Source organism: Bradyrhizobium sp. Kon37 (genome assembly GCF_055807535.1).
The window spans coordinates 144,991-171,348 of the sequence record NZ_JBVVOY010000010.1 but is presented as its reverse complement, the minus strand read 5'-3'; the positions used below and the strand labels follow the sequence as shown (position 1 = coordinate 171,348).

Here is a 26,358-nt window from a genome sequence, read left to right as displayed (position 1 = left end):
CCTCCCGGTTTTTCTTGACCGGGGGATGCTAGTCGAGCAACGCCAGCGTGATAGCGCTAGATCGCGCCGATCTCGGCAAGGCAGGCTTGCGTCAGGGGCATGCGCTCGCCGACCAGACGCGGCTCCTTGCAGTCCATATTGAGCGCGAACACGGTGTGCGCTTCGCCCTTCTCGGCCCAGCCCACCATCCAGCCAAGTGACGGCTCGCCGCGCTCGGCGCCAAGCAGCCCGGACTTGGCGCGAATGACGCTATCGCCGACCTTGGTTACCGGCAGGATGTCAGCGACGAGATCCTGGCTGCGTTTGGAGATCGGCAGCGCGCGGCGGCGCAGCCTGTCGACGAAATCGACCTGCTCGACCGGATCGATGCGCAAAGCGCCAGTGAGCCAGAACTGGTCGATGCCGCCGCCGATGTCGCGATTGCCGTAGTCGAACAGATCGACATACTTCTGCATGCGCTCTTGTCCGATCCGGCGCGCGATCTCCTGATAGACCGGCACCGCGCTCACGAGAATCGCGCTGCGCAGCGTGTGATCCTTGTTCCAGGCCTCGATCGGACGCTTCACGCCATCCCAGGGAAATACGTCCTTGTCGGGGTCAGTGACGACGCCAGTTTCGAGCGCGATCAGCGAGTTCGGAATCTTGAAGGTCGAAGCCGGCAGCTTCGCCTCGCCCGAACGTTCCTTGTCGCTGGCGACGACCAGATAGTCCTCGACCTTGTAGCCAACGAAGGTGCCTGATGTGCCGAGGTCGGTGAAGCGCTTTGCCAGGCTGTCACGGATCTCATTTCGCGGCGGCGCGACGTGAGCGAGTGCGCGCGACGGCAGGATCGCGGTTGCGGCGAGAAGACCGAGAGTCGAACGGCGGGTGAGCAAGAGCGATGTCCGTTGAACGATAAAATGGACCCGACCATGAAGCCGTTATCGTGGTGAAACGATGACAGCTACCGCCTGCCCGACAGCCGCAGTACGAACACCAGCACTTCGGCGACGGCCTTGTAGAGGTCGGGTGGGATCTCCTCGCCGAGTTCGACCTTGGAGAGCGCACCGGCCAGGATCTCGTTCTCCTCGATCGGGATGTCGTTGGCCTTGGCGATCTCGACGATTTTTTCACCGATCGTGCCCTTGCCCTTGGCCACGACGACAGGCGCGTTGCTGCCCTTCTCGTAATGGAGCGCAATCGCAAGCTTCGACGCGTCGCTCATGTGGCGCGATCCAGGAAGTGGCCGGCGCGGGCTGGTGCGGGCTGCGGCGGGGTGCCATCGCGGACCAGGATGTCGCCGGGCTTGAGTTCGGCCCTGGTCAGGGCCTGGTTGAGCTCGCCGATTCCGGCGCGGAGCTGCTGTGCGGTCGTCGGCCGCTCCGCCCACATCCGCACGAAGGTCTTGTCACCGTTGAGCGTAATCAAAGCGTGCACGGGTCCGGCCGGCTCGACATTGAGTGTGAAGCGCGCGCGCCAGGCGCGCCTGGCGGGATCGGCGGATTCATTGCCGCCGTCGCGCGAGATCTCGAACTGCGCCATTGCGGTGCCCTGCGGCGTTGCGAACGGAATCTCGAAATTCCACTGCGGCACAGTCGGATCGATCCTGTGACCGCTGGCGTCAGTGCGATCGGGGAGCGAAGCGACCTGGAGCAAGGTCTGGCGCGCGATCGCGGCATCGGTATCGTCGAGCAGGCGGTGCACGGTCGCGGCGAGCGGCGTATCCGGTACGAGTGACGGCGAGGCGATGGATTGCGACGACGGCAGCGCGCCGCGAATCGGCGGTGGCGTCGCGCGCGCGGCGGCTTCGAAAATATGTCCGTCGGGCACAGCCTTGTTCGAGCCCGGCACGTTCCCCATCATGCGCGGCAGGTTTTGTGTGATCTCTTGCAGGAGGCTCGCAGCAAGGCCCGCAGATATGGTTCGCGGCATCGCAGGTTGCGGCGCACCGCCAGCGATGTCCGCCAGCACAGCGGCCGCGAGATTGGCGCTGCGCGGCATTTGCGGTGATTGGGCGATCTCGGGTTCGGTTGCGGGCAATGCGGTCGGTGCAGCCTGCGTCTGCGCGGCAGCGACTTGCGGTGTCGCCACGGTACCAGCTGGAAGGGTGGCACCTTGCGTCTGTGGCGCCGTATCGAGCGTTGCCAGCGTCTGCCGCAGCACCAGCAGCGCGGCTTTCAAATCCGGCATCGTGCCGGCGGACGGAGTCGCGCCTGCGGCGAGCGAGGCTTCGAGGAGCAGTCCGGACTTCTGGAAAGCGGACTCGATGTCGCCACCTTCGAGGCCGGTGTTGAGCGGCGTCTGCTGCGCCAGCACGCCCAGCATCGCCTGCTTCAGCCCCGCCGGAAGATCGCTACCGGTGACCACCGCGGCCAGATTGGCGAACAGCGGCGCCTGGCTGCCCTGCTTCGTCACGGCCTCGGCCGAGGCTTCTGTGACGGCGACCTGCTCGGTCGGTGTGAGGGCATTGCGGGCCGCGCCCGCTGACGGCACTAGCGGCGGGCTGTCCACCAGCGAGGCCGCGGCCGGCGTCAGTGTGACCTGATCGGCGGCCGCCTCGCCTGCCGCGCCCATGACGGCGAGCCGGATGGTGCCGCCGTTTTGCGACACCGCAAGCTGAAGATTTTGTCCTGGTGTCAGCGCCACCTCGGACATCACATCCATCGAGAGGTTGGCGATCGCGATCCGCACCAGATTGTCGGCGAGCACGCTGACGACTCGGGCGTCGACCACGCTGCCGGCCTGCAGCACAAGATCGGGCGTCGCCGCGTCAGCAACAGGGCTGGCGGCACTGACAGGAAGAATCGAGCTTATCGGCGTCGGCATCGCGAGGGGCCCAGGAGCACGGGCCAACCTAACGCCTGCGTCGTAAACCTCTCGTTAAGGACCTCCGACCGAGGGCGGCTTTACCGCCGCCAGGACCGCGACCGCAGCCTCGAAATCCCGCAGGCGGGCGGCGCGGCGGCCGGCCGCTTCCTCGTCCACGCCCCATTTCTCGGCGTTCCAGTCCTCATCGACATAGGCTGCCGCCCAGACCTGGTCGGCGTCGCGCACGCCATGGGCAAGCGCCAGCGCCAGCAGCGCCGAGCCGGTCAGGGTGGTGATCACGTGGAGGGCGGCGACCGACCAGGCATCATGGGGCAGCGCGGCGCGCGCGGCTCGGAGTGCCTCATCCGGCTGCGTCACGTGCATGATGCCTTCGGACAGGATGAAATGCGCCCCCAGCGTCTCCGCCGCCCAGAACAGCACGGGGTCCCAATGCGCGGCCTCGCGGGCGACAAGTCCCTCGGGATGGCCGGCGCGATAGAACAGCAGATCGGACTGGAGGTATTTTGCAAGGTCGTCCGTGACGAGATCGACGCGGTCGACGACGCCCTCGACCACACTGTTGGCGATCCGCGTCAGCGGCATGGTCATGGGCTTGATCGTCTCGTCCTGATCCGCCCACTCCGCAGCCACTGCGTCGGCCAGCGCGCGCGAAGGGATGATCACCTGGCGGCCGGACGGCGTGCGGATCGCCTTGCCGTCGAGCATGATGGCAAAACCGCCCTCAGCCTCGGCCACCCCCACCTCCTTGTAGAAGCGCTTGCGCAACGGCACGCGCGCGGCCTGGCGGACCAATTCCTGCGGATCAAGCGGGGATCGCCCCGCAGCTTCATCGAACAATTCGCGCATCTCGTTCCGGTCCTGATCACTCAATGCTAGCCTTGTAAGGTAAGAGCGGCGACCGATAAAGCGAGCGGCAGGTATGAGGGAACTTGCGGGCATTTTGGCTCTGTTCGCCGGGTTTTGGCTGGCCGCTGCGCAGGCCGGCTTTCGGACTCCGGAATCGGTCGTCCGGAACGTCTACGCCCATTACGGCCAGGGCGCGCCGGAGCTCTCCAACGGCCTACCACGGGATGCCGCCACCGCCCGGCAATTCTTCGACCCCTCCTTGCGCAAGGTGTGGTCCGCGCCGCCGGTCGCGCCCTACGATTTCCTGGTGCAGAGCCCGAGTTGGAAGCTCGGCCCCGTCGCGATCGCGGTCATTCGCAGGCAATACGACAAGACCTATGTCGCGGCGAATTTCGACAATCGCGGCCGGGCGGTGACTCTGAACTTTATCCTGGTCAGCGGGCCCGAGGGCTGGTTGATCACAGATGTCGAGAGCCCGCACGATAGCCTGCGGATGTTTCTGGAGCAGTTTCGGAATTGAGGTAGTCTAGCCGATCTGGCGTTTCGTTCGCCGGCCGTGGATTTGCAGGAGGCAGCAATGGCTACATGCGACCATTGCAGTGGGACTTATAGAGGCTGGGCGATAAAGGACGGGCCGTATCGCTATTGTAACGGGCTTTGTCACTCAAGAGGGAAAGCATTGCTCAGCTGCCTCGACGGGTTTTCCTCCGACAAGTTGGATGCAATCATTGCGCAGGAGCACGCGGGACCGTGCCCGAATTGCGGTCAGAACCGTACTGTCGATATCTATGAGTCCCACAAGATACAGTCCTTCTTCGTATATTCATCATGGCAAACAAGTTCTTTTGTTGCTTGCCAGACCTGTGCCCGTCAGCGGCAAAGGGGAGATTTGTTGTGCTGCCTCTTGATGGGATGGTGGTCTCCAAGAGGAATTCTCACAACCCCGTTCTTTCTAGGATTCAACATTGTCGCGATGTTTCGTCGTCAGAATCCCGCAGTGGCGTCTGACCGGTTTCGTAAATTGATAAGAATGAACCTGGCCCGCCAGGTGGCGAGCCGATAACAAACTCAACTACTCTTCCGGCGCGTTCTCGATCGGATCAAACCGGCTCGCATCGAGCCCGAGCAGGTTCCAAGACTGCTGCATGTGCTGCGGCAGCGGCGCGGTGGCATCGATGAAGCCGCCGCGCGGATGCGGGATGACGATACGGCGCGCGAGCAGATGCAGCCGGTTTTGCAGGCCGCCCGGCAATTGCCAGTTCTCGATGTTGAAATATTTGGGATCGCCGACGATGGGGTGGCCGATATGTTCCATGTGGGCGCGCAGCTGGTGGGTGCGCCCGGTCACCGGCTTCAGCGACACCCAGGTCAGCTTGTTGCCGGCGGTTTCGACAACCGCATAGTATGTCACAGCGTGGCTTGCGCCCTCGTCGCCATGCTGGGCGATGCGCATGATGGTGTCGTCCTCGCTCTCCTCTTTCGCCAGGAAGGTCGAGATGCGGCCCTGCTTCGGCTTCGGTAGGCCCGGCACCAGCGCCCAATAGGTTTTTCGCGCCGACCGCGAACGGAATGCGCCGGTGAGATGCGAGGCGGCAAAGCGGGTCTTGGCGACCAGGAGACAGCCCGAAGTCTCCCTGTCGATGCGGTGCACGAGGCGCGGCTTCTGGCCCTTGGAATCGCGCATCACCTCCAGCATCTGGTCGATGTGTCGCGTCATGCCCGAGCCGCCCTGCACGGCAAGTCCGGCCGGCTTGTTCAGCACGAGAACGTCGTCGTCCTCGTAAATCGTCATTTCCTTCAGCGCGGCAAGCGTCTTTTGCACCGCCTCCGACTGCGGGTTGGGTGCCTTCGGCGTGTCGAGCTTCAGCGGCGGAATGCGGACGCTCTGGCCCTCCTCCAGCCGGTCCTTGCTGTCGACGCGCTTGCCGTCGACGCGCAGCTCGCCTTTACGAACGACGCGCTGGATGTGGGAGAACGACAGGCCGGGAAAGTGCGCTTCAAGGAAGCGGTCGACGCGCATATTGTTCTCGTCGGCCGTCACCTTGACGGTCTGCACCTTGGTCGGCAGCAATGCCTCGACGGGAGGCTCTGCCGGCGCAGCCTTTTCCGGTTCGGCTTTGGGCGCGCGCCGCTCGACGCGCTCGCTCGCAAAGCGCGGCGGCTTCGTGCCCGGCTTGCCGCCCGGCCGCAACCCAGCCGTCTTCGCGCTGCGCGCCTTGAACGGGCGCGCCTCCTTGCGCTCGTCGCGCTCGCGGGGTTTTGGGTTCATTCTCTTGATGCGGCGGCTCATGCGGTTTTTCCAAACTTTGGTGTCGACTGCGCCGTCGCGCGGCGCGGCAGCGACGCAACCTGCGCCCCCACCTCTTTTTCCGCGAGGCGCAGCTCATATTGCTGCTGCAGGTTCATCCAGAACTGCGGGCTGGTGTCGAACCAGTGACCAAGACGCAACGCCGTATCGGCCGTGATGCCGCGCTGTCCATTGATGATGCCTGTGATCCGGTTCACGGGTACCTCGACCTGACGCGCGAGTTCTGCGGCGGAGATGCCGAGTTGTCGCAGTTCTTCGGCAAGGTGTTCACCGGGATGTATGGGCGTGCGGGGCATGGCGATTTCTTGGCCGGACTAGCGTGAATTACGCGTTACGTAAACCGTAAATCGAACCCTACGGCAAGCCCGAAAGGATTAGGCCCCACCCCGCTCCTTCCGCAACTTCGCCCAATAATCCAGCCGCTTGCGGATCTCCCGCTCGAACCCGCGGTCGGGCGGGTCGTAGAAGGTCTGGCGGCCCAGCGCTTCCGGGAAGTAATCCTGTCCGGAGAAGGCGTCGGGGGCGTCATGGTCGTATTCGTAAGATGCACCGTAGCCTTCCGACTTCATCAGCTTGGTCGGCGAGTTCAGGATATGTTTCGGCGGCAGCAGCGAGCCGGCCTGCTTTGCGACCTGCATCGCCTTGCCGAAGGCGGTGTAGACGGCATTCGATTTCGGCGCGGTGGCGAGATAGACCACGGCTTGCGCGATCGCGAGCTCGCCCTCGGGATGACCGAGGAAGTCGAAGGTGTCCTTGGCTGCGTTAGCAATGACCAGCGCCTGCGGATCGGCAAGGCCGATATCCTCGACCGCCATGCGCACGACGCGGCGGGCCAGGAACAGAGGGTCCTCGCCGGCGTCGAGCATGCGCGCGAGATAATACAGCGCGGCATCGGGATCGGAGCCCCGCACCGACTTATGCAGCGCCGAGATCAAATTGTAATGGCCGTCGGCCGACTTGTCGTAGATCGGCGCGCGGCGCTGCAATATCTCCTGCAACTGCGCGGCGTCGAAAATCTCGTCCTTGCGCGCGGCGCGCCAGACTTCCTCGACGAGCGTCAGCGACGCGCGGCCGTCGCCATCGGCCATGCGCACCAGCACGGCGCGCGCTTCCTCGTCGAGCGGCAGCTTGCGGCCCTCGACCTCCTCGGCATGCGCAAACAGCTTTTCGATCGCGGCCGCGTCGAGCGAGCGAAACACCAGCACGCGCGCCCGGGACAGAAGCGCCGCGTTGAGCTCGAAGGAGGGGTTTTCGGTGGTGGCGCCGACCATCACCACCGTGCCGTCTTCCATGACGGGCAGAAACGAATCCTGCTGGGCGCGGTTGAAGCGATGCACCTCGTCGACGAACAGCAGCGTGCCCTTGCCCATCTCGCGGCGTGCACGCGCGGCCTCAAAGGCCTTCTTCAAATCGGCGACCCCTGAGAACACCGCAGAGATCTGCTCGAAATGCAGATCAGTGGCGTCCGCGAGCAGCCGCGCCACCGTGGTCTTGCCGGTGCCGGGCGGGCCCCAGAACACCAGCGAGCCCAGCGTGCGCGTCTCCAGCATGCGCGTCAGCGCGCCGTCGGGACCCAGGATGTGATCCTGGCCGACGACCTCCGAGAGCGCGCGCGGCCGCAGCCGATCGGGCAGCGGATGCGGAGCCTCGTGATCAAGCCCCGCCGCGGCGAAGAGAGTTGGCGTCTCCTGTGGTCGCTTCGGACTCATCCGCCCAGCGTGACGTTGATTTGCTGGCCGCCGCGCACCAGCGTGATGCGCCAGATGCGCTGGCGCTCGGCCGCCGCCTTTTCGAGATCGCTGGTCTTGCTGATCTTTTGGTTGTTGACGGCCAGGATGACATCGCCCTTCTGGAAGCCGACATTCGCGGCCGCGCTGTCGCCGCCGAGATCGGTGACCACGACGCCTTCGGTATCGGCGTCCAGATGCAGCTCATCGGCGAGCGCCGGGGTGATGGTCGAGACCTTCGCGCCCTGGAGAGGCGAGCGCGCGGTGATGACGAGCTCGTTGCGGCCGGCATCGGGCGCGGCGTCCAGCGCCACAGTCAGCTTGACCGGCTTGCCGCCGCGCTGCACGTCGATCTGCGCCGTGCCGCCGAGCGGCCGTGTGGCGAAGCGATAGTCGAAGGCGTTGGGATCATCCACGGTCTGGCCGTCGATCGAGACGATCAGGTCGGAGGATTTCAGCCCGGCCTTGGCCGCCGGTCCGTTCGGAACGACGCTTGCGACCAGCGCACCGGTCGGCGAACGCAGGCCGAGACTCTCGGCGATCTCCGGCGTCACCGCCTGCAACTTCGCGCCGAGCCAGGGCCGCTTGACCGCCTTGCCGCCACCCTTGGCGGAGGCGACGACGACGCGCACCATGTTGGCGGGGATCGCGAAGCCGATGCCCTGCGAGCCGCCGGAGCGCGAATAGATCGCGGTGTTGATGCCCGCGAGCCTGCCATTCATGTCGACCAACGCGCCGCCGGAGTTACCAGGATTGATCGCCGCGTCGGTCTGGATGAAGAACTGGTAGTCGGTGATACCGACCTGCGTGCGCGCCAAGGCCGAGATGATGCCGTGAGTCACGGTCTGGCCGACGCCGAAAGGATTGCCGATCGCCATCACGACGTCGCCTACCAGCAGTTCGTCCGAATTGGTGAATTCGAGGGCCGGAAACTTCTCCTTGGTGTCCTTCAAACGCAGCACGGCCAGATCGCTGCGAGAGTCCTTCAGCACGATCTCGGCCTCGAACTCACGTTTGTCCGACAGCGACACCTTGACCTGGTCGGCGCCTTCGATGACGTGGACGTTGGTGACAACGAGCCCGGAGGCATCGACGATCACGCCCGAACCGAGCGAGCGCTGCACCTGCTCCTGCTGCTGGCCGGGCACGCCGAAGAAGCGGCGGAATATGGGGTCGTCGAGCAGCGGGTTGCGGTTCTGCACCACCTTGGCGGCATAGACGTTGACGACCGCCGGCTGCACCCGCTGCACGATCGGCGCGTAGGACAGCCGCAGCTCGGCGGGCGAGGACGGCACACGGCGGTCCTGCGCGGCGGCCGGATTGAAGTTGGCCGAAAAGGCTATGCACAGTGCCGTGACGACGGCGGTCCAGGTCGATCGAAACATTCCTACCTCTTGGAAAAGACGCCGGAATATAGGCGCGTTCGCCCCCCAATAGAAGGGCGCCGGGCGGCCTATTCGGCCCCCTTTTTGGTGTGTCCGGTCTGCAAGCTCCGCGTGCGAAATGGCAATTTGCCGGGCCTGCCGATTGGCATGATGTGCGTCATCTTGCATGGTGGTGCAAGGCGGATTCGGTTGCGGCGAATTTACACCAGTGGGAACCGCGCAACCGGCCGCAGCGTCGCGGGGTAGTCATCGATCACACCTAGGCTCTCCGCCAGCGACTTGGGGAAGTTCGTCAAACGATGGAGTCATGACGTGAGCAGGACAAGAATTGCAGCCACCGCGATTGGTCTCGCCGCCGCACTGGCAGCCTCGCAGGCCCAGGCCCAGTCGGCGAGCAGCAGCGACCAGGAGATCGCGCTCCTGAAGCAGCAGCTGAAGATGCTGGAGCAGAAGCTCGATAAGCTCCAGAGCCAGACCGCCGCGAATACCGCGGCCACGGCGAAGGCCAGGCTTGAGGCAAAGGCGGAGGCGAAAGCCGAAGCGCGGTCCGAAGCGAAGGCCGTCGTCCCCAATGCCAACGCGGCGATCCCGCTCAAGGGACCGGCGCCCGCATCCGGCGTCGTCGTGACAATGCCGAACAACCGGCCCACCATCTGCACTGCCGATGGGGCTAACTGCGTCGGGATCACAAGCCGCGTGCATTGGGACGTCGGCGGCTATGACTATCGGCCCAACACGGCGGCAACCGTGCCGCAAAAGCTCGACAGCGGCGAGAACGTCCGGCGCGCGCGCATCGGTGTCGCCGGCAAGTTCTTCCACGACTGGAATTTCGCGCTGGTCTACGACTTCGGCGGCTCCTCCGACGGGTTTGGCGGCACAGCTCCGGGTTCGCTGCCCGGCGGCGGCGTCTCTGGCGTCGAGAACGCCTATCTCAGCTATACCGGCCTGAAACCGTTCGGCGGCAAGATGGCCATCGAAGGCGGCATCATGGACCTGCCCTACACCCTCGATGAGGCCACGAGCTCCAACGAAATCATGTTCATGGAACGCGCCTCGGCGGGGATCGTCGCCACGAGCATCGCTGCGGGCGACTTCCGTTCGGCGGTCGGCACACGCTGGTACAACGACGTGTTCTGGGCTGGCGCGTATGTCACCGGTCCCGCCACCGGTGCGATCCACTCAGCGTCGAGCGTTGCGCCGAACGGCACCACGGAACAATACGGCGCGGTCGCGCGTGTCGCCGGCCAGGTCGTCAGCGGCAAAGACTACTCAGTCCATCTCGGCGGCAATGCCGAATGGCTGATCCAGCCGACGCGCAATCTGGTGACGGGTGCACAGACGGTGACGCTGAGCGATCGTCCGGAACTGCGCATCGATCCCACGGCGCTGGCTACGACCGGCGCGATCGCCAATGCCTCCGGCGCGCAGGTCTACAGCGTCGAAGCGGCCGCCACCTATGGACCGCTGATCCTGCAAGGCGAGTATTTCTGGTACAACATCGATCGCAGCGCCAATACCGGCCTGCCGCCGCTGGGAGCGCCAAGCCTCAAATTCCAGGGCGGCTACGCCCAGGCCGGCTACGTGCTGACTGGCGAGGGTCGCAGCTATAATGCGGCGAATGCGGCCTATGGCGGCGTCAAGCCGGCGCACCCATTCTCGCTCGAGGGCGGCGGCTGGGGCGCGTGGGAGGTCGCGGGACGCTTCTCCACGATCGACCTCAACGATCAGCTCGGGACCGCCACCGGTATCGCAGGCGGCCGGCAGACCGTCTACACGGCGGCGCTGAACTGGTATGTCAACGGCAACGTCCGTTTCATGCTGGACTATCTGCATGGCACGGTGTCGAGGCAGGCCTCGCCGGTCTCGACCGCCGATGTCGGCTCGAAGTTCGATGCGGTCGCGATGCGGACGCAGTTCGCGTTCTAGCTCTCGCCTGTCGTCTCGGGGCGCGCGAAAACGCGAACCCGGGACCCGGCATCTGCAACGCTATCTGAAGGAGACAAGCCATGAAGGCCGTCGGCTACAAGAAATCGCTTCCGATCGAGGATCAGGACGCGCTGATCAATTTCGAGACCGCAAAGCCCGAGCCCGGCGGCCGCGACATCCGCGTCGCCGTGAAGGCGATCTCGGCCAATCCGGTCGATTACAAGGTGCGCAAGCGCGCCGCTCCACCCGAGGGCGAGACCAAGATTCTGGGCTATGACGCGGCCGGCGTGGTCGACGCCGTCGGTCCCGACGTCACGCTGTTCAAGCCGGGCGACGAGGTGTTTTACGCCGGCTCGATCCTGCGTCAGGGAACCAATTCCGAATTCCATCTGGTTGACGAGCGTATCGTCGGCAACAAGCCGAAGAGCCTGTCGTTCGCGCAGGCCGCCGCCCTTCCCCTCACCTCCATCACCGCCTGGGAGCTGCTGTTCGACCGGCTGGGTGCGGTGCCCGGCAAGAGCGTCGATCCGCGCACGCTCTTGATCACGGGCGGCGCCGGCGGTGTCGGCTCGATCCTGATCCAGCTCGCCCGCCGTCTCACCGGCCTCACGGTGGTCGCGACCGCGACGCGGCCGGAATCGCAAAAATGGTGCCTCGATCTCGGCGCGCATGCGGTGATCGACCACGGTAAGCCGATGAAGGAGCAGATCGAGAAGCTGAAGCTGCCGCCCGTCGCGCTGGTGGCGAGCCTCACCTTCACCGACCAACACTACAAGAGCATCGCCGATTTGATGGCGCCGCAGGGCAAGTTCGGCCTGATCGACGATCCCCCGGAATTCACTGTGAGCGCATTCAAGGGCAAGGCCATCTCGGTGCACTGGGAATCGATGTTCACGCGCTCCTCGTTCCAGACCGCCGACATGATCGCGCAGCATCATCTGCTCAACGACGTCGCCGACCTCATCGACAAGGGTGTCTTGCGTACCACGCTCGACCAGACCTTTGGCACGATCAACGCGGCTAATCTTAAACGCGCCCACGCGCTGCTCGAGAGCGGCAAGTCGCGCGGCAAGATCGTGCTGGAGGGGTGGTAGGTCTCAGCTCGAAGCGGGCGCCGCTTTCGTCTCCGGCGGACGCGTCGCCCGCTCGATAAAGCCCTTGGCGAGCGCGTGGTAGATCCCTTCCTCGCAGATCAGCCGTGAGGTGGCATGTGCAATCAGGGCGGCGGCCATTAACGGCACCACCATGGCGTGATTGTCGGTCATCTCAGTCACGATGACGAAGGCGGTGATCGGCGCCTGCACCACACCTGCAAAATACGACACCATGCCGAGCAACATGATCGCGCCGAGCGGAGCGTCGTGGAAGAAGGACGCGATATTGCTGCCGAGGCCGGCTCCAACGGCGAGTGACGGCGAAAAAATTCCGCCGGGTATGCCACTGATCGCCGCGAAGGTGGTGGCGAGAAGCTTGAGGATGCCGAAGTCCTGCGGCAGCGGTGCGCCCTGCTCCAGGGCCGTCTTTACCTGCTGGTAGCCTGTGCCATAGATCGTATCGCCGGAGACAAGGCCGCAGATCGCGACCGCCAATCCGCACGCGAGTGCGAACCACAAAGGGTGGCCCTTGACCGTGCGCCCGAGCGGGTGGGCGAAGCCGCGCGCCATAACAATGACGATGCGGCTGAAGACGCCGCCGGCCAAACCACCAACCACGCCGCACACCGGAACCGCTAGCCAGTCGGCACCAGGAGCCAGCGCCGTCGCACTGCTGCCGAAATAGGCGTAATTGCCCATCAGCGCGAGCGAGGTCAGGCCGGCCGCGATCACCGCCGCGATGATGAGACTGCTGGTACGTGTCTCGAAAGCACGGCTCATCTCCTCGATGCCGAAGACGATCCCTGCCAACGGCGTGTTGAAGGCGGCCGCGACGCCGGCGGCCGCGCCGGCCAGGATCAATCCGGGCTGACGGCGTGGCGAGACGCGTCCGAGCGCGAACATGATCGAAGCGCCGACTTGAACGCTCGGTCCTTCCCGGCCGACGGAGCCGCCGCACAGCAGGCCGAACAAGGTGAAGATCACCTTTCCGATCGCGATCCGGATCGAGACCAGGCTCTCGCGCGCCGTCTGGTCGGTCAGATGCCGCGCGGCGATCGCCTGGGGAATGCCGCTGCCCTGTGCGTTCGGGAACAGCCGGGTGGTCAGATAGGCCGAGAGCATGAAGCCGAGAGGTGTCACCGCGAGCACTGCGTAGCGCGACTGGGCCAACAGCAGCGCAAAGGCGTGCTGGGCGAGATCGGCGAGTTGCGCCAGCGCCACCGCCGCGGCGCCAACCCCGATCCCACCAAGCACGAAGATTGCCCGCCGCTGCCATCGCGCGGATGTCAGCCTGAAGAGGCGTTTATGGCGGGTCGAGAGGGGCCAGAGCATAAAGCCGAGGTTTAGCCGGTCCCGCCGCGAATTGAAGAGGCAAGCCAGCAGACCAGCTAGACTGGAACCGCGCCCTCGACGAACATCAGCCGTCGCTCCAATGCCGTCTGCCGCAGCTTTAGCGCCTCGGCGTACTCGGCCGAGGCATACCATTCCTGCGCCCGCGCCATCGATGGGAACTCCACGATGATGATGGTCTTGGGCGGCGGGCCGCCCTCCACCACCTCGGCGGCGCCGCCGCGGACGAGATAGCGGCCGCCATATTGCGCGATGGTTGCGGCAGCCAGCGTCCGATAGGCCTCCATCGCGGCTCTGTCGCGTACCTCGACCTCGGAGATCACATAGGCCGACATGCGCAGGCCTCAGGCAATCGTGTTGACGATGCCGCCTTCCGCGCGCAGCGCCGCACCGTTGGTCGCGGACGCTTCCTTCGAGGCGACATAGACGACCATGTTGGCGATCTCGTCGACGCTGGCAAAGCGCTGGAGCAGCGAGCTTGGGCGATGCTGCTTGACGAAATTGGCCGCGGCCTCATCCAGCGACTGGCCGTTCTGCTTGGCGAGATCCTTCACGAAGGTCTCGACGCCTTCCGACATGGTCGGGCCTGGCAGCACGGAATTGACGGTGACGCCGGTGCCGCGGGTGAGCTGCGCCAGGCCGCGCGCGACCGAGAGCTGGGCCGTCTTGCTCATGCCGTAGTGGATCATCTCGACGGGAATGTTGAGGCCGGACTCGGAGGAGATGAAGACAATTCGGCCCCAGTTACGCTTGAGCATGCCCTTCATATACGCGCGCGAGAGACGCACGCCGCTCATCACGTTGACCTCGAAGAAGCGGCTCCAGTCCTCGTCCGGAATGTCGAAGAAGTCTTTCGGCTCGAAGATGCCGGCATTGTTGATGAGGATGTCGACGTCTGGCAGCGCCGCCGCCAATGCCTTGCAGCCGGCGGCGGTCGAGACGTCGGCGGCGATGCCGCGGACCTTTCCGCCCGCCCCTTCCAGCTTGCGCACGGCCGCATCGACCTTGTCCTGGCCGCGTCCGTTGATCACGACGCTCGCACCCGAGCCGGCAAGACCCTTGGCGATGGCGTGGCCGATGCCGGCGGTCGAGCCGGTGACGAGGGCGGTCTTTCCGGAAAGGTCGATGTTCATGCGATGTCTCCATTGAAGCTGACGGAGATATCGTGCGCTGCGCGGGCGGGTGCAATCGCCCCTCACCGACGCGTGAGGATTTAGTTGCGAGGCGGAAGCGTCCTGAGAAACGCGACGATGGCATCGAGATCCTGAGCCGTCATGCTGGCATAAGCAGCATAGGCCATCGGCGGCTTCAGTTTATGGCCGTCGCGCGCGATGCCTTGCGTAATCGCACGTTTGATTTCGTCGTCGCTCCACCCGCCGATGCCCGCGGTTGAATCCGCGGTGATGTTGGGAGAGACGGATTCGCCCCACGGCCCCTTGAATGTCCGGCCGCCCTTGCCGCTCGCTGCGGCGAAATCGTGCACGACGGACGGGCCGTCCGGCGTGTGGCATTCCAGGCAATGGGCGATGGTCAGGAGATAGCGGCCGCGCGCAAGCCTGTCGGAAAGCTCAGCCTCGCTCGCCTGCTTGCCCGCGTAGATCGGCGTCTCCGGCTTCGGCGCGCTTCTGTATTCCGGCGGCGGCGTCTCGTGGCGTACGGCCGGCACTGAGCGCAAATAAGCTGCGAGCGCGTCGAGATCGCGGGCCGTGAGCACGGTGTAGAACGCGGTCGGCATGATCGGCGCGACCCTGGTTCCGTCCGGCCTGACGCCGCTGACGAGAAGCCGCTTCAGCTCGGCGTCGGTCCAGTTGCCGATGCCGGTGTCCTTGTCCGGTGTGATGTTGGAGCCAGAGACCTTGAAGGCGGGCTCGTCAAATACCTGGCTGCCCCCGGAGAGCGCGCGCGAGAGATCGAGCACTTGCGGCCCTCGCGGCGTGTGGCAGTTGTGGCAAACCATCACGCTGTTGACGAGATAGGCGCCGCGCTCGACCAGCGTCTCGCCAGAGGCCGGCGACATCAGCAGCGCCAGCGCAATCCCTGACACAATCCTCATCGAGAGCCCCCCGGCCGGAATCGCGTTCAACGAAACGATGCGCGGTATGAGATGCCGCCGCTCCATACAAAAAAGCGGCGCCCGAAGGCGCCGCTTTCTGAAAACTCTCCGCGGTCGGCTTACGCCGCCTCGGCTTCCTTTTCCTGCACCGGACCGGAGTCCTGGCCCTTGGCATCAACGTCGCGATCGACGAACTCGATCACGGCCATCGGCGCATTGTCGCCGTAACGGAAGCCCGCCTTGATGATGCGGGTGTAGCCACCCTGGCGATCCTTGTAGCGGGGCGCGAGCGTGTCGAACAGCTTCCTGACCTGATCCTTGTCGCGCATCTCGGAGATGGCCTGGCGACGCATGGACAGGCCGCCCTTCTTGCCGAGGGTGATCAGCTTCTCGACGATCGGACGCAATTCCTTCGCCTTCGGCAGCGTGGTGACGATCTGCTCGTGCTTGATCAGCGCGGCGCACATGTTGGCGAACATCGCGCGGCGATGCTCGGCGGTGCGGTTGAGCTTGCGATGAACCTTGCCGTGACGCATTTTATCTATTCCTTGAATTGCATTCGTCGCGACGGTTCGTCGGACAGTTGCTCAGGTGGGCTGCCTGCGTTCGCCCGCTAAGGCGCGATGAATTCGCGCCTCAGCCTGTCGTCGTTCAGATCAGTAGTGATCCTCGAAGCGCTTGGCGAGCTCGTCGATGTTCTCCGGCGGCCAGCCCGGCACTTCCATGCCGAGGTGCAGACCCATCTGGGCCAGCACTTCCTTGATCTCGTTCAGCGACTTGCGGCCGAAGTTCGGAGTGCGGAGCATTTCCGCTTCGCTCTTCTGCACGAGGTCGCCGATGTAGACGATGTTGTCGTTCTTCAAGCAGTTGGCCGAACGCACCGACAGCTCGAGCTCGTCCACCTTCTTGAGGAAGGCCGGGTTGAAGGCGAGGTCCGGGATGATCTCCTGGGCGACTTCCTTGCGCGGCTCTTCGAAGTTGACGAACACGTTGAGCTGATCCTGCAGGATGCGCGCAGCGTAGGCCACGGAATCATCAGGCGTCAGCGCGCCGTTGGTCTCGATCGTCATGGTCAGCTTGTCGTAGTCGAGGATCTGGCCCTCGCGGGTGTTCTCGACCTTGTAGGAGACCTTGCGGACCGGCGAGTACAGGCTGTCGACCGGGATCAGGCCGATCGGCGCGTCCTCGGGGCGGTTGCGCTCGGCGGGCACGTAGCCCTTGCCGGTTGCGACCGTGAACTCCATGCGGATCTCGGCGCCCTCATCGAGCGTGCAGATCTGCAGGTCGGGATTGAGCACGACGACGTCGCCCACGGTCTGGATGTCGCCAGCGGTGACGACGCCCGGGCCGGACTTCTTGACGACCATGCGCTTGGGGCCTTCGCCCTGCATCTTGATCGAGATGTCCTTGATGTTGAGCACGATGTCGGTGACGTCCTCACGGACGCCCGCGATCGAGGAGAACTCGTGCAGCACGCCGTCGATGTGCACCGACTGCACCGCCGCGCCCTGGAGCGAGGACAGCAGGATGCGGCGCAGCGCGTTGCCGAGCGTCTGGCCGAAGCCGCGCTCGAGCGGCTCGGCGACGATGGTCGCGAAACGGGTCGGATCGCTGCCGGGCTGTACCTGCAGCTTGTTCGGCCGAATCAGTTCTTGCCAATTTTTCTGGATCGTCACTGTTTCACCCATACAGGCCAGTCAGACTGCTGTTGCAGGCACTGGCGTTGGAGAAAGGCCGCAGATCATTTCCACGGCTTTGCAAAAAGTCATCGCGGGCGCCGATGCGCCCGCAATGGTATCAAACGCGCCGACGCTTGCGGGGACGGCAACCGTTGTGCGGGATCGTAGTCACGTCGCGGATCGAGGTGACGGTGAAGCCCGCAGCTTGGAGCGCCCGGAGCGCCGATTCGCGGCCCGAACCGGGACCGGCGACTTCGACTTCCAGCGTGCGCATGCCGTGTTCCTGCGCCTTCTTCGACACGTCCTCGGCGGCAACCTGTGCGGCATACGGGGTCGACTTGCGCGAGCCCTTGAAGCCCATCGTGCCGGCGGAGGACCATGCGATCGTGTTGCCCTGCGCGTCGGTGATGGTGATGGTCGTGTTGTTGAACGACGAGTTCACATGCGCGACGCCGGAGGCGATGTTCTTGCGCTCACGACGACGAACGCGGGTGGCTTCCTTGCCCATAGACTACCTTTCCTGAAGATCTCAAACGCCGCCGTAATGCCAGCGGCTACACCTGTGGAACGAAAGGCGCGTGGCGAACGGGTCATCCCTTTCGCCACACGCCGTGATTGGATGCGAAAACTTACTTCTTCTTGCCGGCGATGGCCTTGGCCGGACCCTTGCGCGTACGCGCATTGGTGTGGGTACGCTGGCCACGCACCGGCAGGCCGCGACGATGGCGTAGGCCGCGGTAGCAGCCGAGATCCATCAGACGCTTGATGTTGATGCCGACCTCACGACGCAAATCGCCTTCGACGAGATAGTCGCGGTCGATCACTTCGCGGATCTGAAGCACTTCGGCGTCGCTGAGCTGATTGACCCGACGATCGTCTGGGATCTTGACCTTCTCCATGATCTCACCGGCGATCTTCTGACCGATGCCATGGATGTACTGGAGCGCGATCAGCACGCGCTTGTTGGTCGGGATGTTCACGCCGGCAATACGGGCCACGGCCTTCTCTCCTGTCGCCGATCCCTCGTCAGGAATCGCGCTTTAAGTGCTTGGTTTCTCGGGCAGGTGTTCACAAACGCGAACACGACGCCCACCCCTGGTCTTCCTGGGGCCCGGCATCGTTTGAAACTATCCGACTTGGATGCGGGGCTTATTAGGGGATTCAGGGGGCTTTCGTCAACCGCTGCTAGCGCTTAGCTCGCCTTTTCGTGACCTTTTTTGCGGCCTTTTTGGCACCTTTCTTGACAGCCTTCCTGGCGGTCTTTTTGGCTGCCTTTTTCTTCACGGTCTTCTTGACGGTTTTCTTGACGGTTTTCTTGGCCGCCTTCTTGGGACCCTTCACGGCTTTCTCGGCCGCTTTCCTGGATTTGGCGGCCTTTTTGGTCGCCTTCGGCGGCTTTTTGGCCGATTTCTTCGCCGCCTTGGCCTTTTTGGCCGGGGCCGCCTTGGCCGCGCGCCGGGCGGGGGCCTTACCATGAGTCTTGCCGTGCGTCTTGGGCTCGACCGCCCCAAGCGCCAGGAGCAGGCGATGGATGGCGCGGGTGACCTCGTCGATGGCCATCATGCCGTCGATGGTCGAGAGCTTCCGCCGCTCGGAATAGTAGTGAATCAGCGGTTCCGTCTGGTTGCGGTAGCTGGCTAACCGCTTGGTCAGGACCTCCGGGGTGTCGTCGAGTCGGACCTCCTCCCCGCGCTCGCGCATCTGGGCGACGCGAGTCTCGACGCGATTCAGGAGCGCGCTCTCGTTGACGCGGAGCTCGATCACGGCATCGAGCTTGAGGTGCTTGTGCTTGAGCAGCTCATCCAGCGCCTCGGCCTGCGGCACGGTGCGCGGGAAACCGTCGAGGATGAAACCGTTTTTGGCATCCGGCTGATCGATTCGATCGGAGATGATTCCGACCACGACATCGTCGGGCACGAGACCGCCGCTGGCCATGATCTCCTTGGCCTTGAGACCGACCGGCGTTCCGGCCGCCACCGCCGCACGCAACATCTCGCCGGTCGAGAGTTGGACGATGCCATAGCGCTGCACCAGCAGCTGCGCCTGGGTGCCCTTGCCCGATCCCGGCGGCCCCAGAAGTATAATTCTCATCGGCGTACGCCCCCCGATTGGCGCGCGATACGTCGCGCACCTGTGTTTTGAAGTCCAGTTACAGTGCAAATCATAATCAGCGCCGCACCGCTACCCATATCATAGGGGAGCAAATGGCCGGACGCCAAGAAGCCTTTGAGATCAGTGATTGCGCTTCAGTGCGAGTGGCTCTGCCGATGCCACCGGATGGCTGGCTGGCCGCTCCCGCAGGCGCCGCGCGTTGCACGCGCGGCGAATCGGCGGCGCAATTGCGCCACCCGAGAGGACGCCGCGCTTAACGGCGCCGGCCGCGCAGCTTCGACTTCCGGATCAGACCTTCGTACTGATGCGCCAGCAGATAGCCCTGCACCTGCGCCACCGTGTCCATGGTGACGCTGACGACGATCAGCAGCGACGTGCCGCCAAAGTAGAACGGCACCGAGGCGTAGGAGATCAGGATCTCCGGAATCAAGCAGACGATCGCCAGATAGACCGCGCCGAGCACGGTAATGCGCGACAGCACGTAGTCGATATATTCCGCGGTGCGCTCGCCCGGACGGATACCCGGAATGAAGCCGCCGTGCTTCTTCAGATTGTCCGCAGTCTCGGTCGGATTGAATACGATCGCGGTGTAGAAGAAGGCGAAGAACACGATCAGTGCCAGATACATGATCAGGAACAGCGGGCGGCCGTGGCCGAGCTGGGTGTTGATCCACTGGAACCATTCCGGCCCGCTGCCCGCGTTGAAGTTCGCAACTGTGGTCGGCAGCAGCAGCAACGAGGACGCGAAGATCGGCGGGATCACGCCCGAGGTGTTGAGCTTGAGCGGCAGATGCGAGGACTGCCCCTCGAACATCTTGTTGCCGACCTGGCGCTTCGGATACTGGATCAAGAGCCGGCGCTGGGCGCGCTCTACGAACACGATGAAGGCGATCACGGCCACCGCCATGACGATGACGACGAGAATCAGGCCGGTCGACATCGCACCCTGACGGCCGAGCTCGAGCATGTTGGCGAGCGCCGCGGGCAGCTCGGCGACGATGCCGGAGAGAATGATCAGGGAAATGCCGTTGCCGATGCCGCGCGAGGTGATCTGCTCCCCTAGCCACATCAGGAACATGGTGCCGCCGGTCAGCGTGATCGCCGTCGACAGACGGAAGAACATGCCGGGGTCGCTGACGACGTTGCCGGCGCCTTCCAGGCCCACCGCGATGCCGTAGGACTGGAACGCGGCCAGGATCACCGTGAGATAGCGGGTGTACTGGTTCAGCAGCTTGCGGCCGGACTCGCCTTCCTTCTTCAGCGCTTCGAGCTGCGGCGAGACGGTGGTCAGGAGCTGGATGATGATGGAGGCCGAGATGTACGGCATGATGTTCAGCGCAAAGATCGCCATGCGGTGAATGCCGCCGCCGGCGAACATGTTGAACATGCCGAGGATGCCGCCCGCCTGGGAGCGGAATACCTGCTCCCAGATGTTGGGATCGATGCCGGGCAGCGGGATGTAGGTCCCGAGCCGATAAACGAGCAGCGCACCCAGGGTGAACCAGATGCGCTTCTTCAGTTCGTCGGCCTTGGCAAACGCACCGAAATTGAGATTGGCTGCCAGTTGTTCCGCTGCAGAGGCCATCTTGGACTTTCTCCCGCCGCCTTTTGCGCCGTTATGCCCGCGGCCGGGCTACATTATACCGGACACCGGACATTATCTGGGGCTACGGCTTCGATAAGTCCATCGTCCCGCATGCGTAAAGGCCCGCGAGCCGCGGGCCGATGACGCAGTTGTTACGCCGCCTCGCCTTCTTCCTTGGCAGGCGCGAGGATCTTCACCGAGCCGCCGGCCTTCTCGACTGCCGCGATCGCGGTCTTCGAGGCGCCGTGCACTTCGATGTTGAGCTTGGCCTTGAACTCGCCGCGGCCGAGCAGCCGCAGGCCGCCCTTGGCGCGGCGCAGCACGCCGGCCTTGACCAGCGATTCGACGTTCACGACGCTGCCGGCGTCGATCTTCTTGGCATCGACCGCGTCCTGGAGCCGGTCGAGATTGATCTCGGCGAACTCGATGCGGAAGATGTTGTTGAAGCCGCGCTTGGGCAGACGGCGATGCAAGGGCATCTGGCCGCCTTCGAAACCCTTGATGCGCACGCCCGAACGCGCGGTCTGGCCCTTGCCACCGCGGCCGGCCTGCTTGCCCTTGCCCGAACCAATGCCGCGGCCGACGCGCATACGCTTCTTGCGCGAGCCGGCATTGTCGGCGATATCGCTGAGCTTCATCGCCCTGCTCCTTGTTTCTTGCGCATGACCTTCACCGAAAACGGGTCCCCGCTTCGGGATCGTGCGCCTTTGCTTACTTCTCGTCGACGATGCGAACGAGATGGTGAACCTTCAAGATCATGCCGCGCACCGCCGGGGTGTCCGGCAGTTCGCTGGTGCGGCCGATCTTGTTGAGCTTGAGCCCGATCAGCGTCGAGCGCTGCGAGTGATGGCGGCGGATCGCGCTGCCGGTCTGCTCGATCTTGATCGTCTTCGCGGTCGTAACGGCACTCTTGGCCATGGGCGTCTACTCCGAAAAGCTTCCGTTATTCGGCAACCGCCTCGGCGTCGCCACCGATACGGCGGGACTGGAGGGTGGACACCTTGATGTTGCGGCGGGCAGCGACCGAGCGCGGCGAATCCTGATGCTTCAGCGCATCGAAGGTCGCGCGAACCATGTTGTACGGGTTCGACGAGCCGATCGACTTCGCAACCACGTCCTGGACGCCGAGCGTCTCGAACACGGCGCGCATCGGACCGCCGGCGATGATCCCGGTACCGGCCGGAGCTGCGCGCAGGTAAACACGGCCCGCGCCATGACGGCCGGCGATATCGTGATGCAGCGTGCGGCCCTCGCGCAATGACACGCGGGTCAGGTTGCGCTTGGCGGATTCGGTTGCCTTGCGGATCGCCTCGGGCACTTCGCGCGCCTTGCCGTGACCGAAGCCGGCGCGGCCCTTCTGGTCGCCGATCACGACCAGCGCTGCGAAACCGAAGCGCTTGCCGCCCTTGACGACCTTGGCGACGCGATTGATGTGGACGAGCTTGTCGACGAACTCGCTGTCGCGCTCTTCCCTGCGTTCACGTCCGCCGCCGCGTTGATCGCGTCCACCACGTTGTTCGCGTTCTGCCATGGTTTTTCCAGTCCTTCAGAGGCTTACGCCTCAATCCTCAAATTCTGTTAGAAGCTCAGCCCGCTCTCACGCGCCGCGTCGGCAAGAGCCTTGACGCGCCCGTGATAGAGATAGCTGCCGCGATCGAACACGACTTCCTTGACACCCTTCTCGGCGGCGCGCTCGGCCAGCAGCTTGCCGACCGCCTTCGCCGCATCGATGTCGGCGCCGGTCTTGCCGCCATCGCGCATCGACTTCTCGAGCGACGAGGCAGAGGCCAGCGTCTCGCCCTTCAGGTCGTCGATGACCTGGGCGTAGATGTGCTTGGACGAGCGGAACACCGACAGGCGCGGACGGCCGCCACCCGAGCGGCGCAGCTTCAGACGTACACTGCGCTTGCGCCGGGCATTCGTAACCTTGGCTTTCGACATGACCGGCTCCGTTACTTCTTCTTGCCTTCCTTGCGGAAGATGAATTCGCCAACATACTTCACGCCCTTGCCCTTGTAGGGCTCCGGCGGACGATAGGAGCGAATCTCGGCGGCGACCTGGCCGACGCGCTGAATGTCGCTGCCGGTCACCGTGATCTCGGTCGGCTTCGGCACGGTGATCGTGATCCCTTCCGGGATCGCGTAGACCACATCGTGGCTGTAGCCGAGCGCGAGCTGCAGGTTCTTGCCCTGCAGCGCGGCGCGGTAACCGACGCCGGTGATTTCGAGCTTCTTCTCGAAACCCTTGGTGACGCCTTCGACCAGATTCGCGACCTGGGCGCGAGCGGTCCCGTACAGGGCCCGCGCGCGATTGGTCTCGACCCGCGGGTTCACCTTGACCTGGCCGTTGTCGAGCTTCACCTCGACGTCGTTATGGACGACGAACTGAAGCTGGCCCTTCGGCCCCTTCATCTTGACGGTCTGCCCGTCGACGGTCGCGGTCACACCCGACGGCACCGCTACCGGCCTTTTGCCAACACGTGACATGGATCAAAAATCCTTCTCAGAACACCGTGAAGAGAACTTCGCCGCCCACGTTCGCTTCACGCGCACTGTGGTCAGCCATGATTCCCTTCGGGGTCGACAACACCGAAATGCCGAGTCCGTTATTGACCCGCGGCAGGTTCTTCACCGAGGCGTAAACGCGACGCCCGGGCTTGGAGACACGCTCGATCTCGCGGATAACGGGCTCGCCGTCGAAATACTTCAGCTCGATCTCGATCTCGCTTCGGCCCGAGGAGTGCTCGAGCGTGGCGTAACCGCGGATGTAGCCTTCGCTCTTCAGCACCTCGAGTACGTTCTCGCGCATCTTCGAGCCAGGCGTGGAGACCTTGTTCTTGGAGCGCATCTGCGCGTTGCGGATGCGGGTGATCAGATCGCTGATTGGATCGTGCGTAGACATCTAAACGACCCTCCTTACCAGCTGGACTTCACGAGGCCCGGGACCATGCCCTTGGAGCCAAGGTCCCGCATTGCGATGCGGGACAGTTTGGTCAAGCGATAGTTCGAGCGCGAACGGCCCGACAGCTCGCAACGCAGACGGATGCGGGTCGCCGACGAGTTGCGCGGCATTTCCGCCAGCTTCAGGGTCGCGGCGAACCGCTCCTCCATCGGCAACGTCTTGTCGGCGATGATCGCCTTCAACCGCTCGCGCTTCGGGGCGGCGTTCTTCGTCATCCGCTTGCGCCGGTTGTTCTTCTCGACTGAACTCTTCTTTGCCATGTTTGGCTCCTGGGTATCCGCGTTTGAGAGGCTTTAGGTCAGCGTCTCACTGCCGGAACGGGAAATTGAAAGCGGTCAACAAGGCCCTCGCCTCGTCGTCGGTCTTGGCCGTGGTGCAGACGGTGATGTCCATACCGCGGGATTCCGTGACCTTGTCGAAGTCGATCTCGGGGAAAATGATGTGTTCCTTGAGGCCGAGCGAGTAGTTGCCGCGGCCGTCGAAGCTCTTCGGGTTCAAGCCGCGGAAGTCGCGGACGCGCGGCAGCGCGACCGTCACCAGGCGATCGATGAACTCGTACATGCGGGCCTTGCGCAGCGTGACCTTGCAGCCGATCGGCTGGTTCTCACGCAACTTGAAGGTCGCGATCGCGACGCGCGAATAGGTCACGATCGCCTTCTGGCCGGCGATCTGGGTCAATTCCGCAGCGGCGTTCTCGGCCTTCTTGCGGTCGTTGACGGAATCGCCAACGCCCATGTTCAGCACGACCTTGTCCAGACGCGGAACCTGCATGACGTTCTCATAACCGAACTTCTCGGTCATTTCCGTCCGGATCTTCGCGTCGTATTCCGCGCGCAGGCGCGGCGTGTAAGCGGCCTCAGCCATCGATCTCAGCTCCCGAGCTCTTGGCGATGCGGACCTTCTTGCCGTCCGCCAGAATCTTGAATCCGACGCGGGTCGGCTTCCCGTCCTTGCCGACATACGCGATGTTGGACAGTTGGATCGGCGACTCTTTCGAGATGATGCCGCCCTCCTGGGCCTGCGTCTGCTTCTGGTGACGCTTGACCATGTTGATGCCGCGCACCAGCGCCGTACCGGCGTCGGGACGCACTTCGAACACCTCGCCAGTGCGGCCCTTGTCACGGCCGGTCAGCACGACGACCTTGTCGCCCTTGCGGATCTTCGCAGCCATCACAGCACCTCCGGCGCGAGCGAGATGATCTTCATGTGGTTCTTGGCGCGCAGCTCGCGCGGCACGGGCCCGAAGATACGGGTACCGACCGGCTCGGACTGATTGTTGATCAGAACGGCGGCGTTGCGGTCGAAGCGGATGACCGAACCGTCGGCGCGGCGGATGTCCTTGCGGACGCGCACCACGACGGCCTTCATCACGTCGCCCTTCTTCACCTTGCCACGCGGAATTGCTTCCTTGATCGAGACAACGATGATGTCGCCGATCGTGGCGTAGCGGCGCTTGGAGCCCCCGAGCACCTTGATACACATGACACGGCGTGCGCCAGAATTATCGGCCACGTCGAGGTTGGTCTGCATCTGAATCATTGATGCACCTCGTCCTCTTCTCTTTGCGCCAGCCCAGCCGGCGCTCAACATTTACCTGAAGTCAGTCGGCTAAAGCCAACAGATCAGGCGCTTTTCTTGTGTTCGCCCCGGATCACGACCCAGCGCTTCAACTTCGAAATCGGCTTCGATTCCTCGATCCACACCATGTCGCCCGGCTTGAACTCGCTGCTCTCGTCGTGCGCGTGGTAGTTTTTCGAACGGCGGATCGTCTTCTTGTAGATCGGGTGCGTGAAGCGGCGATCGACGCGCACCACGATGGTCTTGGCTTGCTTGTCGCTGACGACCACGCCCTGCAAAGTACGTTTCGGCATCTTCGTAAGCCTCTTACTTCTTCTTCGCGCGCGTCTGCGCGGCGACGGTCTTGATCCGGGCGATGTCACGGCGGGCCTCGCGCAGGCGCGAGGTGTTCTCGAGCTGCCCGGTGGCGCGCTGGAAGCGCAGGTTGAAGCGCTCCTTCTTCAGGTTCAGGATGGCGTCATCCTGCTGATCGGGGCTCAATGCGCGGATGTCTTCGATTTTCATCTGGGCCATGGCCATTACTCCGCAATGCGCTCGACGAAGCGCGTCTTGATCGGCAGCTTGGCTGCCGCCAGGGTCAGCGCTTCACGCGCCGTCTGGGTGTTGACGCCGTCGATCTCGAACAGCACCCGGCCCGGCTTGACGCGCGCGACCCACAATTCCGGCGCGCCCTTGCCGGAACCCATGCGGACTTCGGCAGGCTTCTTCGACACGGGAACGTCGGGGAATATGCGGATCCAGACGCGGCCGGCGCGCTTCATGTGGCGGGTCAGCGCGCGGCGGGCGGCTTCGATCTGGCGCGCGGTGACGCGCTCAGGCTCGGTCGCCTTCAGACCGAACTGGCCGAAGGCCAACGTCGCGCCCGAAGACGCAACGCCGTGGATACGGCCCTTATGCGCCTTCCGGAACTTCGTTTTCTTAGGTTGCATCATGGCTTCAAGCCCTC

34 protein-coding genes are annotated in these 26,358 nt (G+C 64.1%); 3 read left to right on the top strand and 31 right to left on the bottom strand.

Features of this window, described 5'->3' with window-relative positions:
• Nucleotides 1-56 precede the first annotated feature (56 nt).
• The 4 genes from blaOXA to AC0L3J_RS20480 form a co-directional block, all read right to left on the bottom strand.
• Complete coding sequence (gene blaOXA, locus AC0L3J_RS20495) at nt 57-875, bottom strand: class D beta-lactamase (RefSeq protein WP_473348189.1); 819 nt, start codon at nt 873-875, stop codon at nt 57-59.
• A 68-nt stretch (nt 876-943) separates the two neighbouring features.
• On the bottom strand, nt 944-1,204 hold the full coding sequence (locus AC0L3J_RS20490; RefSeq protein ID WP_473348188.1) for an EscU/YscU/HrcU family type III secretion system export apparatus switch protein: 261 nt from the start codon (nt 1,202-1,204) through the stop codon (nt 944-946).
• Nucleotides 1,201-2,805, bottom strand: a complete 1,605-nt coding sequence (fliK, locus tag AC0L3J_RS20485; protein WP_473348187.1) for a flagellar hook-length control protein FliK — start codon at nt 2,803-2,805, stop codon at nt 1,201-1,203. Before fliK ends, AC0L3J_RS20490 begins: the two co-directional genes overlap by 4 nt.
• 54 nt (nt 2,806-2,859) lie before the next feature.
• Nucleotides 2,860-3,654 (bottom strand): ATP12 family chaperone protein, encoded by a 795-nt coding sequence (locus AC0L3J_RS20480; RefSeq protein ID WP_473348186.1) that lies wholly within the window; start codon nt 3,652-3,654, stop codon nt 2,860-2,862.
• A 73-nt stretch (nt 3,655-3,727) separates the two neighbouring features.
• Here AC0L3J_RS20480 and AC0L3J_RS20475 point away from each other — a divergent pair, with 73 nt between their 5' ends.
• Nucleotides 3,728-4,174, top strand: coding sequence for a hypothetical protein (locus AC0L3J_RS20475; RefSeq protein WP_473348185.1), 447 nt, complete (start codon nt 3,728-3,730; stop codon nt 4,172-4,174).
• Nucleotides 4,175-4,726: 552 nt separating this feature from the next.
• Here AC0L3J_RS20475 and AC0L3J_RS20470 read toward each other — a convergent pair.
• From AC0L3J_RS20470 to AC0L3J_RS20455, 4 genes are all read right to left on the bottom strand, one after another.
• Complete coding sequence (locus AC0L3J_RS20470; protein ID WP_473348184.1) at nt 4,727-5,944, bottom strand: RluA family pseudouridine synthase; 1,218 nt, start codon at nt 5,942-5,944, stop codon at nt 4,727-4,729.
• Complete coding sequence (locus AC0L3J_RS20465) at nt 5,941-6,258, bottom strand: HigA family addiction module antitoxin (RefSeq protein WP_473348183.1); 318 nt, start codon at nt 6,256-6,258, stop codon at nt 5,941-5,943. The genes AC0L3J_RS20470 and AC0L3J_RS20465 overlap by 4 nt, the downstream gene beginning before the upstream one ends.
• A 78-nt stretch (nt 6,259-6,336) precedes the next feature.
• Nucleotides 6,337-7,671, bottom strand: a complete 1,335-nt coding sequence (locus tag AC0L3J_RS20460) for a replication-associated recombination protein A (RefSeq protein ID WP_027518575.1) — start codon at nt 7,669-7,671, stop codon at nt 6,337-6,339.
• Nucleotides 7,668-9,074, bottom strand: a complete 1,407-nt coding sequence (locus AC0L3J_RS20455) for a DegQ family serine endoprotease (RefSeq protein WP_027567482.1) — start codon at nt 9,072-9,074, stop codon at nt 7,668-7,670. Before AC0L3J_RS20455 ends, AC0L3J_RS20460 begins: the two co-directional genes overlap by 4 nt.
• 312 nt (nt 9,075-9,386) lie before the next feature.
• Between AC0L3J_RS20455 and AC0L3J_RS20450 the strand changes: the two genes are divergently transcribed.
• Together AC0L3J_RS20450 and AC0L3J_RS20445 are read left to right on the top strand one after the other, a co-directional pair.
• Nucleotides 9,387-11,000: an OprO/OprP family phosphate-selective porin gene (locus AC0L3J_RS20450; RefSeq protein WP_473348182.1), complete on the top strand. Its 1,614-nt coding sequence runs from the start codon at nt 9,387-9,389 to the stop codon at nt 10,998-11,000.
• Nucleotides 11,001-11,080: 80 nt separating this feature from the next.
• On the top strand, nt 11,081-12,094 hold the full coding sequence (locus AC0L3J_RS20445) for a zinc-binding alcohol dehydrogenase family protein (RefSeq protein WP_473348181.1): 1,014 nt from the start codon (nt 11,081-11,083) through the stop codon (nt 12,092-12,094).
• 3 nt (nt 12,095-12,097) lie between these two features.
• On the opposite strand, the gene AC0L3J_RS20440 is transcribed toward AC0L3J_RS20445, so the two are convergent.
• The 23 genes from AC0L3J_RS20440 to rplP form a co-directional block, all read right to left on the bottom strand.
• A complete protein-coding gene (locus AC0L3J_RS20440) occupies nt 12,098-13,426 on the bottom strand; it encodes a chloride channel protein (protein WP_473348227.1) in 1,329 nt (442 codons plus the stop codon).
• 56 nt (nt 13,427-13,482) lie between these two features.
• Entirely contained in the window at nt 13,483-13,779 is a 297-nt protein-coding gene (locus AC0L3J_RS20435; protein WP_473348180.1) for a DUF1330 domain-containing protein, read from the bottom strand.
• A gap of 9 nt (nt 13,780-13,788) precedes the next feature.
• A complete protein-coding gene (locus AC0L3J_RS20430; protein ID WP_473348179.1) occupies nt 13,789-14,577 on the bottom strand; it encodes an SDR family NAD(P)-dependent oxidoreductase in 789 nt (262 codons plus the stop codon).
• A gap of 80 nt (nt 14,578-14,657) precedes the next feature.
• A complete protein-coding gene (locus AC0L3J_RS20425) occupies nt 14,658-15,497 on the bottom strand; it encodes a c-type cytochrome (RefSeq protein WP_473348178.1) in 840 nt (279 codons plus the stop codon).
• 119 nt (nt 15,498-15,616) lie between these two features.
• Entirely contained in the window at nt 15,617-16,033 is a 417-nt protein-coding gene (gene rplQ, locus AC0L3J_RS20420) for a 50S ribosomal protein L17 (protein WP_456769435.1), read from the bottom strand.
• 120 nt (nt 16,034-16,153) lie between these two features.
• A complete protein-coding gene (locus AC0L3J_RS20415) occupies nt 16,154-17,185 on the bottom strand; it encodes a DNA-directed RNA polymerase subunit alpha (RefSeq protein WP_007603046.1) in 1,032 nt (343 codons plus the stop codon).
• A 109-nt stretch (nt 17,186-17,294) separates the two neighbouring features.
• The gene (rpsK, locus tag AC0L3J_RS20410; RefSeq protein WP_007603045.1) at nt 17,295-17,684 is read right to left on the bottom strand and encodes a 30S ribosomal protein S11; all 390 of its coding nucleotides are present in this window, start codon (nt 17,682-17,684) and stop codon (nt 17,295-17,297) included.
• A gap of 121 nt (nt 17,685-17,805) precedes the next feature.
• Nucleotides 17,806-18,174, bottom strand: a complete 369-nt coding sequence (gene rpsM, locus AC0L3J_RS20405) for a 30S ribosomal protein S13 (protein ID WP_007611599.1) — start codon at nt 18,172-18,174, stop codon at nt 17,806-17,808.
• Between the two features lie 187 nt (nt 18,175-18,361).
• Nucleotides 18,362-19,267 (bottom strand): adenylate kinase, encoded by a 906-nt coding sequence (locus AC0L3J_RS20400; RefSeq protein ID WP_473348177.1) that lies wholly within the window; start codon nt 19,265-19,267, stop codon nt 18,362-18,364.
• A gap of 274 nt (nt 19,268-19,541) precedes the next feature.
• A complete protein-coding gene (gene secY / locus AC0L3J_RS20395; RefSeq protein WP_027518585.1) occupies nt 19,542-20,873 on the bottom strand; it encodes a preprotein translocase subunit SecY in 1,332 nt (443 codons plus the stop codon).
• 152 nt (nt 20,874-21,025) lie between these two features.
• Entirely contained in the window at nt 21,026-21,511 is a 486-nt protein-coding gene (gene rplO / locus AC0L3J_RS20390; protein WP_007611602.1) for a 50S ribosomal protein L15, read from the bottom strand.
• Nucleotides 21,512-21,584: 73 nt separating this feature from the next.
• Nucleotides 21,585-21,791 (bottom strand): 50S ribosomal protein L30, encoded by a 207-nt coding sequence (gene rpmD / locus AC0L3J_RS20385; RefSeq protein WP_007603038.1) that lies wholly within the window; start codon nt 21,789-21,791, stop codon nt 21,585-21,587.
• A 25-nt stretch (nt 21,792-21,816) separates the two neighbouring features.
• Nucleotides 21,817-22,404, bottom strand: a complete 588-nt coding sequence (gene rpsE / locus AC0L3J_RS20380; protein WP_007603037.1) for a 30S ribosomal protein S5 — start codon at nt 22,402-22,404, stop codon at nt 21,817-21,819.
• A 47-nt stretch (nt 22,405-22,451) separates the two neighbouring features.
• Nucleotides 22,452-22,814, bottom strand: a complete 363-nt coding sequence (rplR, locus tag AC0L3J_RS20375; protein WP_007603036.1) for a 50S ribosomal protein L18 — start codon at nt 22,812-22,814, stop codon at nt 22,452-22,454.
• A gap of 11 nt (nt 22,815-22,825) precedes the next feature.
• The gene (rplF, locus tag AC0L3J_RS20370; RefSeq protein ID WP_007603035.1) at nt 22,826-23,359 is read right to left on the bottom strand and encodes a 50S ribosomal protein L6; all 534 of its coding nucleotides are present in this window, start codon (nt 23,357-23,359) and stop codon (nt 22,826-22,828) included.
• Between the two features lie 16 nt (nt 23,360-23,375).
• Nucleotides 23,376-23,774 carry a 30S ribosomal protein S8 gene (rpsH, locus tag AC0L3J_RS20365; RefSeq protein ID WP_007603034.1) on the bottom strand — a complete coding sequence of 133 codons (399 nt, stop codon included), beginning with the start codon at nt 23,772-23,774 and terminating at the stop codon, nt 23,376-23,378.
• Between the two features lie 14 nt (nt 23,775-23,788).
• On the bottom strand, nt 23,789-24,094 hold the full coding sequence (gene rpsN / locus AC0L3J_RS20360; protein ID WP_456769434.1) for a 30S ribosomal protein S14: 306 nt from the start codon (nt 24,092-24,094) through the stop codon (nt 23,789-23,791).
• Between the two features lie 46 nt (nt 24,095-24,140).
• A complete protein-coding gene (gene rplE / locus AC0L3J_RS20355; RefSeq protein WP_007611607.1) occupies nt 24,141-24,698 on the bottom strand; it encodes a 50S ribosomal protein L5 in 558 nt (185 codons plus the stop codon).
• Complete coding sequence (rplX, locus tag AC0L3J_RS20350) at nt 24,691-25,005, bottom strand: 50S ribosomal protein L24 (protein ID WP_007603031.1); 315 nt, start codon at nt 25,003-25,005, stop codon at nt 24,691-24,693. The genes rplE and rplX overlap by 8 nt, the downstream gene beginning before the upstream one ends.
• On the bottom strand, nt 25,005-25,373 hold the full coding sequence (gene rplN / locus AC0L3J_RS20345; protein ID WP_007603030.1) for a 50S ribosomal protein L14: 369 nt from the start codon (nt 25,371-25,373) through the stop codon (nt 25,005-25,007). The genes rplX and rplN overlap by 1 nt, the downstream gene beginning before the upstream one ends.
• Nucleotides 25,374-25,456: 83 nt before the next feature.
• The gene (rpsQ, locus tag AC0L3J_RS20340; RefSeq protein ID WP_279662106.1) at nt 25,457-25,705 is read right to left on the bottom strand and encodes a 30S ribosomal protein S17; all 249 of its coding nucleotides are present in this window, start codon (nt 25,703-25,705) and stop codon (nt 25,457-25,459) included.
• Between the two features lie 13 nt (nt 25,706-25,718).
• Entirely contained in the window at nt 25,719-25,925 is a 207-nt protein-coding gene (gene rpmC, locus AC0L3J_RS20335) for a 50S ribosomal protein L29 (RefSeq protein WP_007603026.1), read from the bottom strand.
• A 5-nt stretch (nt 25,926-25,930) separates the two neighbouring features.
• Nucleotides 25,931-26,344, bottom strand: a complete 414-nt coding sequence (rplP, locus tag AC0L3J_RS20330) for a 50S ribosomal protein L16 (protein WP_007603024.1) — start codon at nt 26,342-26,344, stop codon at nt 25,931-25,933.
• Nucleotides 26,345-26,358 lie beyond the last annotated feature (14 nt).

Coding starts and splice junctions, on each gene's coding strand:
- AC0L3J_RS20490 (WP_473348188.1), bottom strand. CDS start 1,204: ATGAGCGACGCGTCGAAGCTTGCGATTGCGCTCCATTACGAGAAGGGC.
- fliK (WP_473348187.1), bottom strand. CDS start 2,805: ATGCCGACGCCGATAAGCTCGATTCTTCCTGTCAGTGCCGCCAGCCCT.
- AC0L3J_RS20480 (WP_473348186.1), bottom strand. CDS start 3,654: ATGCGCGAATTGTTCGATGAAGCTGCGGGGCGATCCCCGCTTGATCCG.
- AC0L3J_RS20475 (WP_473348185.1), top strand. CDS start 3,728: ATGAGGGAACTTGCGGGCATTTTGGCTCTGTTCGCCGGGTTTTGGCTG.
- AC0L3J_RS20470 (WP_473348184.1), bottom strand. CDS start 5,944: ATGAGCCGCCGCATCAAGAGAATGAACCCAAAACCCCGCGAGCGCGAC.
- AC0L3J_RS20465 (WP_473348183.1), bottom strand. CDS start 6,258: ATGCCCCGCACGCCCATACATCCCGGTGAACACCTTGCCGAAGAACTG.
- AC0L3J_RS20460 (WP_027518575.1), bottom strand. CDS start 7,671: ATGAGTCCGAAGCGACCACAGGAGACGCCAACTCTCTTCGCCGCGGCG.
- AC0L3J_RS20455 (WP_027567482.1), bottom strand. CDS start 9,074: ATGTTTCGATCGACCTGGACCGCCGTCGTCACGGCACTGTGCATAGCC.
- AC0L3J_RS20445 (WP_473348181.1), top strand. CDS start 11,081: ATGAAGGCCGTCGGCTACAAGAAATCGCTTCCGATCGAGGATCAGGAC.
- AC0L3J_RS20440 (WP_473348227.1), bottom strand. CDS start 13,426: ATGCTCTGGCCCCTCTCGACCCGCCATAAACGCCTCTTCAGGCTGACA.
- AC0L3J_RS20435 (WP_473348180.1), bottom strand. CDS start 13,779: ATGTCGGCCTATGTGATCTCCGAGGTCGAGGTACGCGACAGAGCCGCG.
- AC0L3J_RS20430 (WP_473348179.1), bottom strand. CDS start 14,577: ATGAACATCGACCTTTCCGGAAAGACCGCCCTCGTCACCGGCTCGACC.
- AC0L3J_RS20425 (WP_473348178.1), bottom strand. CDS start 15,497: ATGAGGATTGTGTCAGGGATTGCGCTGGCGCTGCTGATGTCGCCGGCC.
- rplQ (WP_456769435.1), bottom strand. CDS start 16,033: ATGCGTCACGGCAAGGTTCATCGCAAGCTCAACCGCACCGCCGAGCAT.
- AC0L3J_RS20415 (WP_007603046.1), bottom strand. CDS start 17,185: ATGGGTGAAACAGTGACGATCCAGAAAAATTGGCAAGAACTGATTCGG.
- rpsK (WP_007603045.1), bottom strand. CDS start 17,684: ATGGGCAAGGAAGCCACCCGCGTTCGTCGTCGTGAGCGCAAGAACATC.
- AC0L3J_RS20400 (WP_473348177.1), bottom strand. CDS start 19,267: ATGAGAATTATACTTCTGGGGCCGCCGGGATCGGGCAAGGGCACCCAG.
- secY (WP_027518585.1), bottom strand. CDS start 20,873: ATGGCCTCTGCAGCGGAACAACTGGCAGCCAATCTCAATTTCGGTGCG.
- rplO (WP_007611602.1), bottom strand. CDS start 21,511: ATGAAGCTCAGCGATATCGCCGACAATGCCGGCTCGCGCAAGAAGCGT.
- rpmD (WP_007603038.1), bottom strand. CDS start 21,791: ATGGCCAAGAGTGCCGTTACGACCGCGAAGACGATCAAGATCGAGCAG.
- rpsE (WP_007603037.1), bottom strand. CDS start 22,404: ATGGCAGAACGCGAACAACGTGGTGGACGCGATCAACGCGGCGGCGGA.
- rplR (WP_007603036.1), bottom strand. CDS start 22,814: ATGTCGAAAGCCAAGGTTACGAATGCCCGGCGCAAGCGCAGTGTACGT.
- rplF (WP_007603035.1), bottom strand. CDS start 23,359: ATGTCACGTGTTGGCAAAAGGCCGGTAGCGGTGCCGTCGGGTGTGACC.
- rpsH (WP_007603034.1), bottom strand. CDS start 23,774: ATGTCTACGCACGATCCAATCAGCGATCTGATCACCCGCATCCGCAAC.
- rpsN (WP_456769434.1), bottom strand. CDS start 24,094: ATGGCAAAGAAGAGTTCAGTCGAGAAGAACAACCGGCGCAAGCGGATG.
- rplE (WP_007611607.1), bottom strand. CDS start 24,698: ATGGCTGAGGCCGCTTACACGCCGCGCCTGCGCGCGGAATACGACGCG.
- rplX (WP_007603031.1), bottom strand. CDS start 25,005: ATGGCTGCGAAGATCCGCAAGGGCGACAAGGTCGTCGTGCTGACCGGC.
- rplN (WP_007603030.1), bottom strand. CDS start 25,373: ATGATTCAGATGCAGACCAACCTCGACGTGGCCGATAATTCTGGCGCA.
- rpsQ (WP_279662106.1), bottom strand. CDS start 25,705: ATGCCGAAACGTACTTTGCAGGGCGTGGTCGTCAGCGACAAGCAAGCC.
- rpmC (WP_007603026.1), bottom strand. CDS start 25,925: ATGGCCCAGATGAAAATCGAAGACATCCGCGCATTGAGCCCCGATCAG.
- rplP (WP_007603024.1), bottom strand. CDS start 26,344: ATGATGCAACCTAAGAAAACGAAGTTCCGGAAGGCGCATAAGGGCCGT.